Here is a 15,562-nt window from a genome sequence, read left to right as displayed (position 1 = left end):
GCGCCGGTCCGACCTGGTCTCAGTGGCCGGCGTCGTCGTGGGTGACCGGAACCTCGGCATGCCGGTTGTTCACGTTGCGGAACGCGAAGGTGAACAGCAGACCGGCCACCAGCGAGCCGAAGGCGATCAGGCCGAACACGAGCGGCGAGAAAGGCAGCTCGGCAGCGTGTTCGGTGGTGGTCTCGGCAATCTGGACCGCAGTGTGCAGCACGGATGTCCTCCTGTGGTTCGTGCTCAGGTGGGCCCCAGTCTCTCATGCCGGGCCGGACGTACCGTATCCGGACGGTGTGAGGGTCCGGAGAGATCCTGCGCAGACTACGGCTTCACATGACCGTCGCCCTGCACGATCCACTTGGTGGTGGTGAGCTCGGCCAGGCCCATGGGACCGCGCGCGTGGAGCTTCTGCGTCGAGATCCCGATCTCGGCCCCGAGACCCAGCTCTCCGCCGTCGGTGAAGCGGGTGGAGGCGTTCACCATGACCGCGGCCGAGTCGATCTCGGCGACGAACCGCTCCGACGCCGCGAGGTCACGGGTCACGATGGCCTCGGTGTGCCCCGAGGACCAGGTACGGATGTGGTCGATCGCCTCGTCGAGGGACTCGACCACCTTCACACCGAGTTCGAGTGCGAGGTACTCGGTGGCCCAGTCGTCGTCGGTGGCGGGCACCGCCGTCGCACCGGCCGGCGCGTACTCCAGGGCGCGAGCATCGCCGTGCAGGACGACTCCGGCCTCGGCCAGGGCGGCCAGGGCGGCGGGCAGGAACGCGGGTGCGGCGTCGGCGTGCACGAGCAGGGTCTCGGCCGCGTTGCACACACCCACGCGCTGGGTCTTGGCGTTCATGGTGATGTCCACGGCCATCTCGACGTCGGCGGTGGCGTCCACGTACACGTGCACGTTCCCGACGCCGGTCTCGATCACCGGCACGGTCGACTGGGCGACGACGGTCTGGATGAGCTCGGCACCGCCACGCGGGATGAGTACGTCGACCAGGCCGCGGGCGCGCATCAGCGCGCGAGCACCCTCTCTGCCGTACGCGTCGATGGTCTGCACGAGGTCCGCGGGCAGGCCGCAATCCTCCAGGGCCGCACGGAGCACCTCGACGATCACCCGGTTCGACGACGCCGCCGCGGAGCCGCCGCGCAGTACCGCCGCGTTCCCGGACTTGAGGGCGAGCACCGCGGCGTCCACGGTCACGTTCGGGCGGGCCTCGTAGATCATGCCCACCACACCCATCGGGACCCGGAGCTGCCGAAGCCGCAGCCCGTTCGGCAAGGTCTGGCCACGGACGACCTCGCCGACCGGATCGGGCAGCCCGGCCACCTCACGAGCGGCGTCGGCGATCTGCCCGATCTTGTCCGGCGTGAGAACCAGCCGGTCCAGCAGGCCGGGCGACATGCGGTTGGCCCGCCCACGCTCCATGTCCTCGGAGTTCGCCGCCACGATCCGCTCGGCGTGTGCGACGAGGGCGTCGGCGATCGTGCCGAGTGCCGCGTCCTTCGTGGCGCGGTTCGCCGTGGCCAGTGCCCGCGACGCGACCTTGGCCCGGCTGGCGATCTCCTGAACGGCGGCGGCCGCGTCGTCCGGCGACGCCGGCGTCGCCTCGGCCACGCCGGGTGCGTGCTGCTCCGCCTCGCGGGAGGCGGAGCCCGTGTCAGGTGCAAGGCTCGTCATGACCACGAGCCTACGGCCCCGTGCCGACACCCGGCAGGGGTTATCCACAACCTGGTCGTCCGGGGGGGGCGCCGCGCTCAGGGGGTGCGGTCGGTGCCCTCCAGCACCAGATCGTCCCGGTGGACCACCTCACGGTCGTAGCCCTCGCCGAGCTCCTCCCGCAGGGCGTGCGTGGTCCGGCCGAGCAGTGCCGGCAGGTCCGTGGAACCGAACGCGACGAGCCCGCGGGCGACCACGACGCCGTCGGGCCCGACCAGCTCGACGGGATCGCCCGCGTCGAACACGCCCTCGACCTTCGTCACCCCGGCGGGCAGCAGCGACGCGCGGCCGCCGCGGACCGCTCGCACCGCGCCGTCGTCCAGATGGATCCGTCCCTGGGTCCCGGCGGCGTGCGCGATCCACAGCCGGCGCGCGGTCGTGCGGCGGCCCGTGGCCGCGAAGAACGTTCCGGTGTCGGCGCCGGCGAGCGCCGCGGCCGCGTCGCCGGCGTGCGTGAGGACCACGGGGATCCCGTCCCCCGTGGCGATGCGCACCGACTGGAGCTTGGTGAGCATCCCGCCGGTGCCGACGGCGCTGCCCCGGGCCGTCACCTCGACGCCGGCGACGTCGGACAGCCGCTCGACGTGCGGGATGCGTCGCGTCCCCGGCCGCGAGGGCGGCCCGTCGTACAGCCCGTCGACGTCGGTCAGCAGCACGAGCGCGTCCGCCCGCACCAGGTGGGCGGCGAGAGCGGCGAGCCGGTCGTTGTCGCCGAACTTCAGCTCCGCGGTGGTGACCGCGTCGTTCTCGTTGACGACGGGCACGACGCCGAGGGCCAGCAGCTTCTCCAGCGATCGCTGCGCGTTCGCGTAGCGGGACCGGCGCACGGTGTCCTCGGCGGTGAGCAGCACCTGCCCGACCCGTACACCGTGCCCGGCGAACGCCTCGGTGTACCGGGCGACGAGCTGCCCCTGACCCACCGACGCGGCCGCCTGCATGGTCGCGAGGTCGCGCGGGCGGGCCGGGAGCCCGAGCGGGCCGATGCCGGCCGCGACCGCACCCGACGTCACGAGAACGATCTGGCCGCCCGTCGCCGGGTCGGTCACGCGTGCCGCGAGCACGTCGACGAGAGAACGAAGGGCGCTCTCGTCGAGGTGCCCGTCGGGGCGGGTCAGCGAGGACGATCCGATCTTGACGACGATACGGCGCGCTGCGGGCAGCGCGGCACGGGAGGAAGCGGGGGCCACTCCCCCATCATCACCGGCGGCCCCGGGCAGACGCTCGATGATTTCGCCAGTCGAACTTCTCAGTCCTCGTCCGGATCCGTCCAGATGCCCGACTCGCGCTCGGTCCACAGCTCGCGACGGGCCTCCGCCTTGGCGTCCATGCGCTCGTTGAACTCGCGTCGCTTCTCCGCGCGGGTCGGGCGCCTGACCTCCTCGAGGCGCAGGTCCGTGCCGCGGGCACCGAGCAGTTCCGGGCCGGTGGTCAGGGTGGGCTCCCAGTCGAAGACGACGGCGTCCGCCGGGTCGCCGATCCGTACCTCGTCGCCGGCCACCGCGCCCGCCTTGAACAGGCTGTCCTCCACGCCGAGCCGCTCCAGCCGGTCCGCGAGGAACCCGACCGCCTCGTCGTTGTTGAAGTCGGTCTGCTTGACCCAGCGTTCCGGCTTGGCACCGCGCACCTCGAACCAGTAGTCACGCTCGCCGCCCTTGCGGGTGACGGTGAAGCCCGCGGCGTCGACCGGCTTCGGCCGCAGGACGATCCGCTGGGGCTCGGGCTCCGGCGCCGCCGCCCGGGCCTGCTCGACGATCTGTGCCAGCGCGAACGTCAGCGGGCGCAGCCCTTCGTGGGACGCGGTCGAGATCTCGAAGACGCGCAGTCCCCGCGCCTCCAGGTCGGGCCGCACCATCTCGGCCAGGTCCCGGGCGTCGGGCACGTCGATCTTGTTCAGCACGACGATGCGGGGCCGCTCCGCCAGGGGGACCCGGCCGCCTTCGATCCCGAGGTCGCCCGCGTACGCGGCGAGCTCCGCCTCGAGCGTGTCCAGGTCGCTCACCGGGTCGCGCTGCGGCTCCAGCGTGGCGCAGTCCAGCACGTGCACGATGACCGCCGTGCGCTCGATGTGCCGCAGGAACTCCAGACCCAGCCCCTTGCCCTCGCTCGCACCCGGGATCAGCCCGGGCACGTCGGCCACCGTGTAGCGCGACTCCCCGGCCTGCACCACCCCGAGGTTCGGCACGAGCGTCGTGAACGGGTAGTCCGCGATCTTGGGCCGTGCCGCGGAGATCGCGGCGATCAGCGACGACTTGCCGGCGCTCGGGTAGCCGACGAGCGCGACGTCGGCGATGGTCTTCAGCTCGAGGACCACGTCCGCCTCGTCGCCCGGCTCCCCGAGCAGGGCGAAACCGGGCGCCTTGCGCTTCGGCGAGGCGAGCGCCCGGTTGCCCAGGCCACCCCGCCCGCCCCGCGCGACGACGTACTCGGCGCCCGCTCCGACCAGGTCCGCCAGGACGTTGCCGTCGCGGTCCTTGACGACCGTGCCGTCCGGCACGCCGAGGACCAGGTCACCGCCGTTGGCGCCGTCGCGGTCGTCACCCATCCCCTGCGTGCCGTTGGGGGCACGGCGGTGCGGTGAGTGGTGGTAGTCGAGCAGCGTGGTCACCTGCGGGTCGACGACCAGCTTCACCGAACCGCCGTCGCCTCCGTTGCCGCCGTCGGGGCCGGCGAGCGGCTTGAACTTCTCGCGACGGATCGACGCGACGCCGTGCCCGCCGTTACCGCCTGCGGCGTGCAGGACGACGCGATCGACAAAGCTGGCCATGGATCGATCCTCTCAGGAGTGCGCTCGGTGGGCCGAGCGCGACGATGACGCCGTGCGGGAACGCCTCGGGCCGGCAACGTGGCCCGTCGGCGCCGACGCCCGGCCACCGCCTGGTGACGGTCCGGGACCGGGTCGGTCCCGGAACGGCGAGAGGGGCGTGCCCGGCCGGGCACGCCCCTCTCGCGGGAGCCGGGTTCAGGCCCCGGCGGGCTCGACGATGTCGATGACCTTGCGGCCGCGTCGCGTGCCGAACTGGACGGCGCCCGCGGTCAGGGCGAACAGCGTGTCGTCGCCACCGCGGCCGACGTTGTTGCCCGGGTGGAAGTGCGTGCCACGCTGGCGCACGATGATCTCGCCCGCGTTCACGACCTGGCCACCGAAGCGCTTGACGCCGAGGCGCTGGGCGTTGGAGTCACGACCGTTGCGCGAGGAGCTCGCGCCCTTCTTGTGTGCCATCTCTGCTGACCTCTTTCGGGAAGTTCTGGAAGTACAGCCGCCGGGATCGACCCGGCGGAAGCTCAGTCTCGTGCTGACGCTGCTCGCGCTCGGCTCCGGGCGAGTGCCTCGGCACCTCAGCCTCCACCGAGCCCATCGCCTGCGTCAGTTGATACCGGTGACCTTGAGGCGGGTCAGCGGCTGGCGGTGACCCTGCCGCTTCCGGTAACCGGTCTTGTTCTTGTACTTGAGGATCGTGATCTTCGGGCCCTTCTCGTCCCGCACGACCTCGGCGGTGACCTTGACCTTGGCCAGCGCGGCCTTGTCGGTGGTCACCTTCTCCCCGTCGACCAGCAGCAGAGCCGGCAGCTCCACCGACTCGCCCGGCTGCGCCGGGACACGGTCCATGACGACGATGGAACCGACGGACACCTTCTCCTGCCGGCCACCGGCCTTGACGATCGCGTACACCACGTTGAACTCTTCTCCTCGTCTTGGCGTGCGCACGACGTCGGTCACCGGCTTGGCTGTAACTCTCACCGCCGCGGCGGTCGAGTGCGGTGCGCCATGGGCACGCGGGACTGGTGCGCAGAGCGCGCACCGACGTCCAAGATTACGGGATGCGACCATGCCGTTCAAACCGCGCGGCCTGTGAGATGGGCGACGGGGCGCGGGCGCTCCCGCGACGACGGCCTACCCGAGGTGACGACGACGGCCTACCCTGAGAGGTATGGCCGACGACGCCGTCGCGGGCGCGATGCGGGCCGTGCCACGCACCGGCTTCCTCCCGCGCAGCCAGCGCTCCTTCGCGGGCGCCGACCACCCGCTGCCCATCGGTCAGGGCCAGACCTCCTCGCAGCCCAGCACCGTCGCCGCCATGCTGCGCCTTCTCCGCGTCCCGCGACGCGCCCGGATACTGGACGTCGGCGCCGGGTCCGGGTGGACCACCGCGCTCCTCGCCCACCTGACCGGCCCCGACGGAGAGGTGCTCGGCGTCGAGCGGCACGCCCGGCTGGCCGAGTGGGGCGCGGCGAACGTGGCGGCGACCGGGATGGGGTGGGCACGCGTGGAGCAGGCGGAGACGGACGCACTGGGCGCGCCCCGGACGGGCGGCTGGGACCGGATCCTGGTGTCGGCCACGGCGGACCGCCTGCCCCCGGAGCTGGTGGACCAGCTCGCTCCCGGCGGGCTCATGGTCATCCCGGTACGGGGCCGGATGCTGCTCGTGGAGCGCCACGCGGACGGCGACGTGCACGTGAGCGAGCACGGCGCCTATCGCTTCGTCCCTCTGGTCGAGGGCTGAACCACCAGCCACGGCAACGGCGGAGGGCCGCCACCCCGTTGCGGGTGGCGGCCCTCCGTGACGGTTCAGCGGCCCAGGAGCCTGGACCAGAACCCCTTCTTCTGCTGGTTCTCAGGCGACCTCGTCGCCGGCTCCTTTGGGCGGTTCGGGAGTGTCGCCGCCGTCCGCCTCGCCGTCGGACCGCTCCGCGATCACCTCCGGTCCGTTCCCGGACGTCGCCGGGGCCTCCTCGGGCTTCGCCGACCGGTCCGGCAGGACGATCGCGTCGAGCGACGCCGACGGCCGCGAGGCGGCCCGCTCCCCCGGATCGGTCTTCGGTACGGGCAGGTCGAGCTCGAACTTCGGCTCGGGCCTGGGCTCCGCCACCGGCTCGGCTGCCGGTGCGGCACTCCTCCCGGAGTCGGCCGCCGGGTCCACGTCCGGCACGGCATCCGCCCCGCCCTTGGCGCCGTCGTCCTCGTGGGCGTGCTGCGCCGCGGCGGCGATCGTCGCGAGCCGGGCCTTGACGTCCGCGCGCTCCTCGGAGCTCTCCTCGGGGAGCACCGCCGCCCCGTGCGACGCGCCCTTGGCCGGGGAAGGGACCTCGGCGCCCGTCTTGCCACCCTTCTTGCGGCGCTTGCGTGCGCCGTTGCCGGAGCCGTTGTCGCCCTGGTCGCCGCCCGACGGACCGCGCTCGATCGGGTGGTCGTGCACCACGAAGCCGCGGCCGTTGCAGTGCTCGCACGTCTCGCTGAACGCCTCGACGAGGCCCTGCCCGACGCGCTTGCGGGTCATCTGCACCAGGCCCAGCGAGGTCACCTCGGCCACCTGGTGCTTGGTCCGGTCCCGGCCCAGGCACTCGACCAGGCGCCGCAGCACCAGGTCGCGGTTGGACTCGAGGACCATGTCGATGAAGTCGATGACGATGATGCCGCCGATGTCCCGCAGGCGCAGCTGCCGCACGATCTCCTCGGCCGCCTCCAGGTTGTTCCGCGTGACGGTCTCCTCGAGCGTGCCGCCCGCACCGGTGAACTTGCCGGTGTTGACGTCCACGACGGTCATGGCCTCGGTACGGTCGATCACCAGCGAGCCACCGGACGGCAGCCACACCTTGCGGTCCATGCCCTTGGCGAGCTGCTCGTCGACCCGGTGCTCGGCGAACACGTCCCCCGGCTGCGCCCACTTCGTCACCCGTTCCCGCAGGTCGGGCGCGAGCTCGTCCACGTAGGCGGAGATCTCGCCCCACGCCCGCTCGCCCGCCACCACGAGGGAGGAGAAGTCGTCGTTGAAGATGTCGCGCACCACGCGGATCGCGAGGTCGGGCTCGCCCTGGAGCAGCACGGGGGCGGACTTCTTCGAGCGGTCGGCCTTCGTCGTGATGGCGTCCCACTGGCTCTGCAACCGCTCGACGTCGGCGCGCAGTTCCTCTTCGCTGGCCCCCTCGGCGGCGGTGCGCACGATCACGCCCGCGCCGTCCGGCACCACCTCGCGCAGGATCTTCTTGAGCCGGTTGCGCTCGGTGTCGGGCAGCTTCCGGCTGATCCCGGTCATCCCGCCGCCCGGCACGAACACGAGGTACCGGCCGGCAAGCGTGACCTGCGACGTCAGGCGCGCACCCTTGTGCCCGATCGGGTCCTTGGTGACCTGCACCAGCACGGTGTCGCCCGACTTGAGCGCCTCCTCGATACGACGTGGCTGGCCGTCCGCGATCCCCGCGGCGTCCCAGTTCACCTCACCCGCGTACAGCACGGCGTTACGGCCCTTGCCGATGTCGACGAACGCGGCCTCCATGGAGGGCAGCACGTTCTGCACCCGGCCCAGGTAGACGTTGCCGGCCATCGACGTCTGGGACTGCTGCGAGACGTAGTGCTCCACGAGCACACCGTCCTCCAGCACCGCGATCTGGGTGCGACCGTCCTGCTCGCGCACCACCATCGACCGGGTGACCGACTCGCGGCGCGCCAGGAACTCGGCCTCGGTGACGATCTGCCGGCGCCGCCCCGCGTCGCGGCCCTCACGCCGGCGCTGCCGCTTGGCCTCCAGCCGGGTCGACCCCTTCAGCGCCGTGACCTCGTCCGACGACGTCCGGCTGCTGCGAGCCGCCTCGGCACGCTCGGCACGGCTCCCGCGACGGCGCCGACGACGCCGACGACTGCCGGCGTCCCCGTCGTCGCCCGCGCCGTCGTCGTGGTCCTCCGGCTCGTCGCGCACGGGCGACTCGTCGCCCTGCTCGTCCGCCGGCTTCGGCTCGGTCGGTTCGTCGTCCGGCCGGGCGTCCCGCGCACGCCCGCCGCGTCGGCCACGGCCTCCCCGCCGCCGACGCCGGCGGTTGGGGCGGGAGTCGTCCTCCTCGAAGTCCTCCTCCTCGTCGAGATCCTCCGGCCCGAGCTCGGCCAGCTCGACCCCCTCGGCGACGAGCTCGTCCTCGATGACGCCCACCTCGTCCACGGCGGCCGCGTCGTCGTCGCTGAGCTCGGCGGCCTGGAACCGCGGAGCGGCACCCGCGGTGTCGCCCGCGGCGGCCGAGTGAACCGGCTCACCGGCGGCGCGCCCCGACCGGCGGCTCGCGGACCCCTGCTTGCCCGTACCCGTCCGGACCTCCGAGGACCGGGTGCCGTCCGTCTCCTGGCCCTCGACGGCGTCGGTCGGCGCCTCGGCGGGCGCCTCGGCCGGCGTGTCCGTCCCGGAGGCGGTGTCGGCGATCACGCCGCGCGCACCCGGCATCGTGAGCCCGGGCTCGCTCCGGGGACGCCGGACCGCAGCCAGATCCGGTGCCTGGAACAGCAGGGCGGTGGTCGCCAGGCGTGGCGCCGTGCGCGGCCGCTCGTCCTTCGTGTCGCCCGCGCCCGGGTCCGACGACGCCGGAGCGGTACCACTCCGCCGCGTGGCCCTGGTCCGGGGCGCGGTCCGCTCCTGGCGCGTGACCGCACCACCGGTCGGCGCGGCAGCAGCGTCGGGCTCCGCAGCCTCGGGCTCGGCAGCCTCGGGCTCGGCAGCGGCAGGCTCGGCAGCGGCAGGCTCCGCAGCAGCGGGCTCGACGGCCGCGGGCTCGGCGGCCTTGCGGGACCGGGACCGCCGCGCGCGGGCCGGCTTCTCGGCGGCGGTTCCCGTCCCGCTCGTGACGGTCGGCCCGGCGGCGGCCGCCGCCTCCGTCTTCCGTGCGGGAGCGTCCGCCGCGGCCGACGCCGGCGCCTCGTCCGGCACGGCGGGGCCGGCCGGTGCCGCGTCACCCGGTGCGGCCACGTCGTCCGTCGCGACCGGCGCGGCCGACCGGGACCGACGCGCGGTCTGGGCCTTCTCCGCGGCACCGGCCGGCTTGGTGACACGGCGCGAACGGCGCTTCGGCGCGGCAGCCGTCTCCGTCGGCTCGGGAAGGGCCGGGGCCGCCGTTCCGGCCGTGCCGCCGGCCGCGACCGCGGTCTCCGTAGGCTCGGTCGGGGTCTCGGCCGTGCCTGCGGACTCCGCCGCGGGCTCGGACGGGGCCGCCGCGGGCTCGGGCGCCGGCGAGGACGGGCTGACCGGCTCGGAACCGGAGTCCGGCCCCACGACGGGAGTCGCCGCCGGGGTGTCCCTCGCCGCGCCGTGCTCGGCAGGCGCGGCAGGTGCCGCGGACCCGCGGGTGGCCCGGCGGCGCGGGCGCACGGACGATCCCGTGCCGGCGACGACGTTCGACGCCGGAACCGCGGGCGACGACGGCTCGGCCGCCGGGGTGGCCTTGATGATGATCGGTCCCGCCGTCGTGGTGGGCGCCGACGTGGTGCGTGTGGCTCGGCGCCGTGCCGGCCGGGTCGTCGTCGCGGAGGCCTCGGCCTCGCCGTCGTGATCGTTCTGTGACCCGGCGGTCGGACCGGCGGTAGAGGGAGTCGTCACGTGGGTAGCTCCTGTTACTGGGGCCCGCCCCACACCGGCGGACCGCCAGGCGGTCGGTAGTCCTGCAACACGTCGCCTCGGAGCGACGTGCCGGACAGAAGTCTCGGTTGCGGCCCCACCTGCCGTGTCTTCGCGGACGCCTGCGACGACGGATCTCTTTCACTCCCCGTTGTCGCGGCACCGCGGCGGACGCGGTACTGCGGGCTCTGCATCCCCGGCCAGGATGTGGGTCCGGCAAGGGCAGGTTCATTATCGCACAAGCCCCCCGCCCTCGTCCGAGCCGACGCGCCCGGACGGGCCGACACCCTGATCAGTGGCCGATGTCACGCGGCGCGTCGTCATGCTGGGCACCCGACGGGCCTAAGCTGCTTGTGAAGAAAAGAACAAGCTCCGACCCGACCCCGCAGGAGTCCCAGTGGACGCACTCGATCTGGCACGATGGCAGTTCGCCATCACCACGGTCTACCACTTCATCTTCGTCCCGCTGACGATCGGCCTCGCCCCGCTCGTCGCGATCATGCAGACCGCCTGGGTCCGGACCGGCGACGAGCGCTGGCTCCGCCTGACGAAGTTCTTCGGGAAGCTCTTCCTCATCAACTTCGCGATGGGCGTGGTGACCGGCATCGTGCAGGAGTTCCAGTTCGGCATGAACTGGAGCGAGTACTCGCGGTTCGTCGGCGACGTGTTCGGCGCCCCGCTCGCGATGGAGGCCCTCGCCGCGTTCTTCGTCGAGTCCACCTTTCTGGGGCTGTGGATCTTCGGCTGGGACCGCCTGAACAAGAAGGTCCACCTGGCATGCATCTGGGCCGTCGCCGTTGCCGTGAACCTCTCCGCGTTCTTCATCCTCGCCGCCAACTCCTGGATGCAGCATCCCGTGGGCACCCGGTTCAACCCGGAGACCGGGCGGGCGGAGATGGAGTCCATCTGGGCGATCCTCGCGAACAACACCCTCTGGGCCGCGTTCCCGCACGCCGTCGCCGCGGCGTTCCTCACCGCCGGGACGTTCGTGGCGGGCATCGCCGCCTGGTGGATGGTCCGTCTGGTACGCACCGGGGACGAGACCCGCGTGGCACTCGCCCGGGAGGTGTACCGGCCAGCCGTCATGCTGGGCACGGTGACCATGCTGGTCGCCGGGATCGGCGTCGGCGTCTCGGGAGACCTCCAGGGCAAGCTCATGTTCGAGCAGCAGCCCGGCAAGATGGCGAGCGCGGAGGCACTGTGCGAGGGCACCGAGTCCGCGGCCTTCTCCATCCTCACCGTCGGCGACCTGTCGAACTCCTGCGAGGGCGTGCGGCACATCCTCGAGGTACCGGGCCTCGCCAGCTACCTGGGCACCGGGAGCTTCAGCGGCGAGGACAGCTACCTGCCCGGCGTGTACGACGTCCAGGCCGCGTACGAGGAGCGGTACGCCGAGACCGACGACGCCGGCGAGCCGATCTCGTACACCCCGAACCTCGCGCTGACCTACTGGTCGTTCCGGCTGATGATCGGCCTCGCAGCCGGCTCGGCCGCGCTGGCCCTGCTCGCGCTGTGGTTCACCCGGGGCGGGCGCGTCACCGGGAACCGGTGGTTCGCCCGCGTCGGCGTCTGGGCGATCCCCACACCCTTCCTGGCGTCGTCGTTCGGCTGGATCTTCACCGAGACCGGACGGCAGCCGTGGGTGGTGGCGCCGAACCCGACCGGGATCGACCAGATCCGCCTGCTCACCGAACGCGGCGTGTCGACGGTCGTCAGCCCCGGCATGGTGCTCTTCTCCATGGTCGTGTTCACCGTCCTCTACGGGGTGCTCGCCGTGGTGTGGGGCCGGCTCATGCACCGCTACGCCGTGGAGGGCGTCCCCGACGTCGTCCACGACGAGTCGCCGGAGGCGCGGGCCGACGACGACGCCGACCGCCCCCTCTCCTTCGCGTACTGAGGAAACGACACATGGATCTCGCAATTCTCTGGTTCGTGCTCATCGCGGTGCTGTGGACCGGGTACCTCGTGCTCGAGGGATTCGACTTCGGCGTCGGCATGCTGCTGTCGATCCTGCCGCGCGGCGCGGCCCGCGCCGGCGTCGAGGGCCGCGACAAGGAGCGCCGCGTCCTGATCAACACCATCGGGCCGGTGTGGGACGGCAACGAGGTCTGGCTGCTGACCGCGGGCGGCGCCACGTTCGCCGCGTTCCCGGAGTGGTACGCCACCCTCTTCTCCGGCTTCTACGTGCCTCTGCTCCTGATCCTGCTGGCACTCATCGTCCGTGGCGTGGCCTTCGAGTACCGCGGCAAGATCTCGGACGAGGTGTGGCGGCGGCGCTGCGACGTGGCGATCCAGGTGGGGTCGTGGACGCCGGCGTTCCTGTGGGGCGTGGCCTTCGCGAACCTGGTGCGGGGCGTCCAGCTGGACGCCGCGCACCAGTACGTGGGCGGGTTCTGGGCACTGCTCAACCCGTTCGCCCTGCTCGGCGGGCTCGTCACCACGGTGCTGTTCCTGCTGCACGGCGCCGTGTTCCTCGCACTGCGGACGGACGGCGACCTCCGGGAGCGCGCCGGCCGCCTCGCGTCCGCCCTCTCCGTCGTGGCCGTCGTCGTCGCCGGAGGCTGGGCGATGTGGGCGCAGGCCGCGTACTCGGTGCCGTGGACCTGGGTGGCGGTGGCCGCCGCGGCGGGAGCGCTCGTCGGCGTGGTCGTGATGACCCGTCGCCGGAAGGAGGGCACGGCGTTCGCGCTGTCGGCCGTGGCACTGGTGGCGGCCGTGGTCCTGATCTTCGGCTCGATGTACCCGGACGTCATGCCCGGGCTGGACGGCGGCGAGTCGCTGACCGTCACCGAGGCGGCGTCGACGCCCTACACGCTCGGGGTGATGACGGTCGTCGCGGTGATCCTCACCCCGCTCGTGCTCGCCTACCAGGCCTGGACGTACTGGGTGTTCCGGCGCCGCCTGTCCGCCGAGGACATCCCCGCGCCCGCGGGCCTGACGTGGAAGCGGATCAAGGACGCGGCGTTCTGACACGCGAGGCGGTGTCGAGCGTCGCCACCGCGACGCGTTCACCCACCACCCAGGGCGCGCCGATCGCGCAGACGGCGGGCCGCTCGGCGCAGTCGACGTACTGGTCGGCCCGCGCGCCGTCGGACCGCTGGAAGAGGGGGTAGGCGGCGATGTCGACGCGGAACGCGCCCCGGGAGTCGGCGACCGCCGTCGTGCCGTACTCGTAGAGGCAGTCGGGGCCGTCCACGCCCGTCCCGTCCGCGGCGACGGGACACTGCGACAGGTCGACGTCGGCGCCCGGCTCGAAGCCGCTGCCCCGCACGACGGCGGTACCGGTGTTCTTCCGCACGTCGTAGGTCCACGACTCGATGGTCAGCTCGGGCGCCTCCGGCACGGTGACGCCGTCGGGCAGCGTGAACGGGGCGACGGCCCGCACGGTCCGCCCACCCGTGACGACGCCGAGCACGCACCCGGTGTCGCACAGCACCTCGTGGCCGTTGATCTTCAGGAACACCTCGGGTTCGACGGTCGTGCGAAGGCTGCCGTCGGCCGCCGTCTCGACCGCGACGCCCGCGTCCGAGTTGAAGGAGCACATCGTGTCGGCGGCTCCGCGGTCGAGCCGGACGTACTCGGCCGCGCACGGAAGCACCTCGACGACGCTCCCGCCGGGCAGCCCCTCGGCCCGCACCTCGAGATCACCGCCGACCGGGACCACCTCGAGCGACGGCCGGCTCGGATCGGGCGCGGCGGCGGCGCGATCGGCGGCGCCCGACGCCGACGCGGCGGCGGACGGGTCGGTCGGCGGCACCCCGTCGGCCTCGTTCCTGGTGCTCTCGGGATCACATCCCGCGAGCGCCAGGAGCAGGATCCCGGCCAGCACCGGCGTACCGAGCCGCCGGGCGCGCGTCGCCGTCACGGGTATCCCAGGTACTCGTCGATGGACCTGCCGATGCGCCACGAGTAGTCCTGCTCGCCGAGCAGCCAGTTCCGGCCCTTGTTCCAGGTGTGGAACTCCATCTCCAGGTAGCACGCGACCGCGTTGGTGTTGTTCAGCTCACCGAGGTTGGAGCGGTAGGAACGCACGTCGTTCGTGCCCGGACTGCCGGGGCCGAACCACCGCACGAACGAGTCCGAGCACTCCCGGCCGGCTGCCGACACGTACATCATGAGCGTCCCGTGGTTGGCGCCGGTGGTGTCCCCGCACTTCTCGCTACGGGCGTTGGAGTGGATCGGGATGTGGAGGTCCGCGCCGTAGTTGTTGGAGCTGTTGACGTTCTGGTTGAGCGTTCCGGTTCCTCGCCGTACGCGGTATCCCCGTTCGAGGAGGTTGAGGCGGTCGTCCCGGACCCCGTTGATCGCGTGCAGAGCGGTCGCGAAGGACTGCGAGTTCTCGGAGTAGTCGCGGCAGCCGTGGTTCGTGATGCAGGAGCCACCGGGCACGCCGTCGTTGCCGTCGTGGCAGGCCTGCGACAGGTAGACGCGCTTGCCGTTCCAGCCGGCAGGGTTGTAGTCGACGTCGGCGGCGGCCGGCGCGGCGACGGCCGGCACGCCGACGACGGCGGCGAGCAGGACGGCGCCCACCCGGGCGAGGGTCCGGCGGCGGTTCGAGGTCATGGCGCTCACTCCTCGGTGCCGAGCTCGACGGGAAGGGGCACGGTGGCGCACACGTCGCCGTCGACGGCGAGGGCGTAGGCGAGGCAGTCACCGGCGACACGGAAGCGGACCGAGTCGAGAGCGCCGTTGCTGTGCGCCGTGAAGACCAGGGCCCGGTCGATCTCGTGGGCGGGAACGGGCGCGGCAGCGGCTGCCCGGGGAAACGTCGCCGGAAGATCGACGACCGCGCGCCCGTCCGTGACCACGGCCTCGCTGGCGGAGAGGTCGGCCCCGGGCATGAGCTCGGCGAGCACGACGTCCACCGCCGTTCCGAGCGAGTGCCGGAGGCCGCCCCGTACGGGTGCGGCGGGCGGTTCGTGCCCGGTGGCCGGGTCGCAACCGAGATACGGCACGGTGGCCGTGCCGTCGGTCCGCGGTTCCGTCGGCAGGTCGGGACACGACTGCGGCTCGACGGCGCGGTCGCCCTCGGCCTCCGACGAGGCGGCGTCGAGTGCGGCGCGCTGCTTCCCGTCGGGCAGGTCGAGGCCGGCGACCTCGACCGTCCAGCCGTCGAGGCCGGCGCCGGCGTCGGCGTCGTTCATCCACGAGTAGACGGCCTCGGGGTCCCGGGACATGTCGACGGTCACGACCCGTGCGGACTCGTCGACGGCGGTCACGAACGAGCGGTCGAGGGCGGCGGCGCGCGCGTCACGCTCCGCGCCCTCCGGCCCGGCGGTGACGCCCGCCGTCCGGCCGAGCTGGAGCATGCCCACGATCACCGAGAGCAGCAGCAGGGCCAGGAGACCGGCGAACACGCGAGACGTCCGCCGGGAGCGGGACCCGTCCGGCGCGCCGGCCGACGACACCGGCAGCGGCGCCACGACTTTCCTGATCACCGTCATGTCACTCCCCTTCGAAGTTCGCTGGAATGCGGGAACCAC

General features: G+C 72.9%; 13 protein-coding genes. 3 read left to right on the top strand and 10 right to left on the bottom strand.

Features of this window, described 5'->3' with window-relative positions; genetic code table 11:
• Window positions 1-19: 19 nt before the first annotated feature.
• The 6 genes from J0911_RS01300 to rplU all read right to left on the bottom strand — a co-directional run bounded on the left by J0911_RS01300 (window position 20) and on the right by rplU (window position 5,383).
• Window positions 20-211 (bottom strand): hypothetical protein, encoded by a 192-nt coding sequence (locus J0911_RS01300; protein ID WP_307864854.1) that lies wholly within the window; start codon window positions 209-211, stop codon window positions 20-22.
• Between the two features lie 104 nt (window positions 212-315).
• Complete coding sequence (locus J0911_RS01295) at window positions 316-1,671, bottom strand: glutamate-5-semialdehyde dehydrogenase (RefSeq protein ID WP_207273580.1); 1,356 nt, start codon at window positions 1,669-1,671, stop codon at window positions 316-318.
• A gap of 77 nt (window positions 1,672-1,748) precedes the next feature.
• Window positions 1,749-2,897: a glutamate 5-kinase gene (gene proB, locus J0911_RS01290; RefSeq protein ID WP_207273579.1), complete on the bottom strand. Its 1,149-nt coding sequence runs from the start codon at window positions 2,895-2,897 to the stop codon at window positions 1,749-1,751.
• 59 nt (window positions 2,898-2,956) lie between these two features.
• Window positions 2,957-4,474, bottom strand: coding sequence for a GTPase ObgE (gene obgE / locus J0911_RS01285; RefSeq protein ID WP_207273578.1), 1,518 nt, complete (start codon window positions 4,472-4,474; stop codon window positions 2,957-2,959).
• 195 nt (window positions 4,475-4,669) lie between these two features.
• The gene (gene rpmA, locus J0911_RS01280) at window positions 4,670-4,930 is read right to left on the bottom strand and encodes a 50S ribosomal protein L27 (RefSeq protein ID WP_123813642.1); all 261 of its coding nucleotides are present in this window, start codon (window positions 4,928-4,930) and stop codon (window positions 4,670-4,672) included.
• A 144-nt stretch (window positions 4,931-5,074) separates the two neighbouring features.
• Window positions 5,075-5,383 (bottom strand): 50S ribosomal protein L21, encoded by a 309-nt coding sequence (gene rplU / locus J0911_RS01275; protein WP_207273610.1) that lies wholly within the window; start codon window positions 5,381-5,383, stop codon window positions 5,075-5,077.
• Window positions 5,384-5,639: 256 nt separating this feature from the next.
• Here rplU and J0911_RS01270 point away from each other — a divergent pair, with 256 nt between their 5' ends.
• Window positions 5,640-6,212, top strand: a complete 573-nt coding sequence (locus tag J0911_RS01270) for a protein-L-isoaspartate O-methyltransferase family protein (protein ID WP_207273577.1) — start codon at window positions 5,640-5,642, stop codon at window positions 6,210-6,212.
• Window positions 6,213-6,323: 111 nt separating this feature from the next.
• Here J0911_RS01270 and J0911_RS01265 read toward each other — a convergent pair whose 3' ends face one another.
• Window positions 6,324-10,061, bottom strand: a complete 3,738-nt coding sequence (locus tag J0911_RS01265) for an Rne/Rng family ribonuclease (protein ID WP_207273576.1) — start codon at window positions 10,059-10,061, stop codon at window positions 6,324-6,326.
• Between the two features lie 415 nt (window positions 10,062-10,476).
• Here J0911_RS01265 and J0911_RS01260 point away from each other — a divergent pair, with 415 nt between their 5' ends.
• Together J0911_RS01260 and cydB are read left to right on the top strand one after the other, a co-directional pair.
• A complete protein-coding gene (locus J0911_RS01260) occupies window positions 10,477-11,976 on the top strand; it encodes a cytochrome ubiquinol oxidase subunit I (RefSeq protein ID WP_207273575.1) in 1,500 nt (499 codons plus the stop codon).
• 11 nt (window positions 11,977-11,987) lie between these two features.
• Complete coding sequence (gene cydB / locus J0911_RS01255) at window positions 11,988-13,049, top strand: cytochrome d ubiquinol oxidase subunit II (protein WP_207273574.1); 1,062 nt, start codon at window positions 11,988-11,990, stop codon at window positions 13,047-13,049.
• Here the strand turns inward: cydB and J0911_RS01250 are convergent.
• The 3 genes from J0911_RS01250 to J0911_RS01240 are packed head-to-tail and all read right to left on the bottom strand — an operon-like array spanning window position 13,030 to window position 15,523.
• On the bottom strand, window positions 13,030-13,944 hold the full coding sequence (locus tag J0911_RS01250; RefSeq protein ID WP_207273573.1) for a hypothetical protein: 915 nt from the start codon (window positions 13,942-13,944) through the stop codon (window positions 13,030-13,032). The two genes, cydB and J0911_RS01250, sit on opposite strands and share 20 nt — an antisense overlap.
• Window positions 13,941-14,642: an N-acetylmuramoyl-L-alanine amidase gene (locus J0911_RS01245; protein ID WP_207273572.1), complete on the bottom strand. Its 702-nt coding sequence runs from the start codon at window positions 14,640-14,642 to the stop codon at window positions 13,941-13,943. Before J0911_RS01245 ends, J0911_RS01250 begins: the two co-directional genes overlap by 4 nt.
• Before the next feature lie 5 nt (window positions 14,643-14,647).
• A complete protein-coding gene (locus tag J0911_RS01240) occupies window positions 14,648-15,523 on the bottom strand; it encodes a hypothetical protein (protein WP_207273571.1) in 876 nt (291 codons plus the stop codon).
• Between the last annotated feature and the right edge of the window lie 39 nt (window positions 15,524-15,562).

This window comes from Myceligenerans salitolerans (assembly GCF_017349295.1).
Lineage (GTDB): Bacteria > Actinomycetota > Actinomycetes > Actinomycetales > Cellulomonadaceae > Myceligenerans > Myceligenerans salitolerans.
The sequence above is the reverse complement of the archived record's forward strand: the minus strand, read 5'-3'. Positions and strand labels throughout refer to the sequence as shown.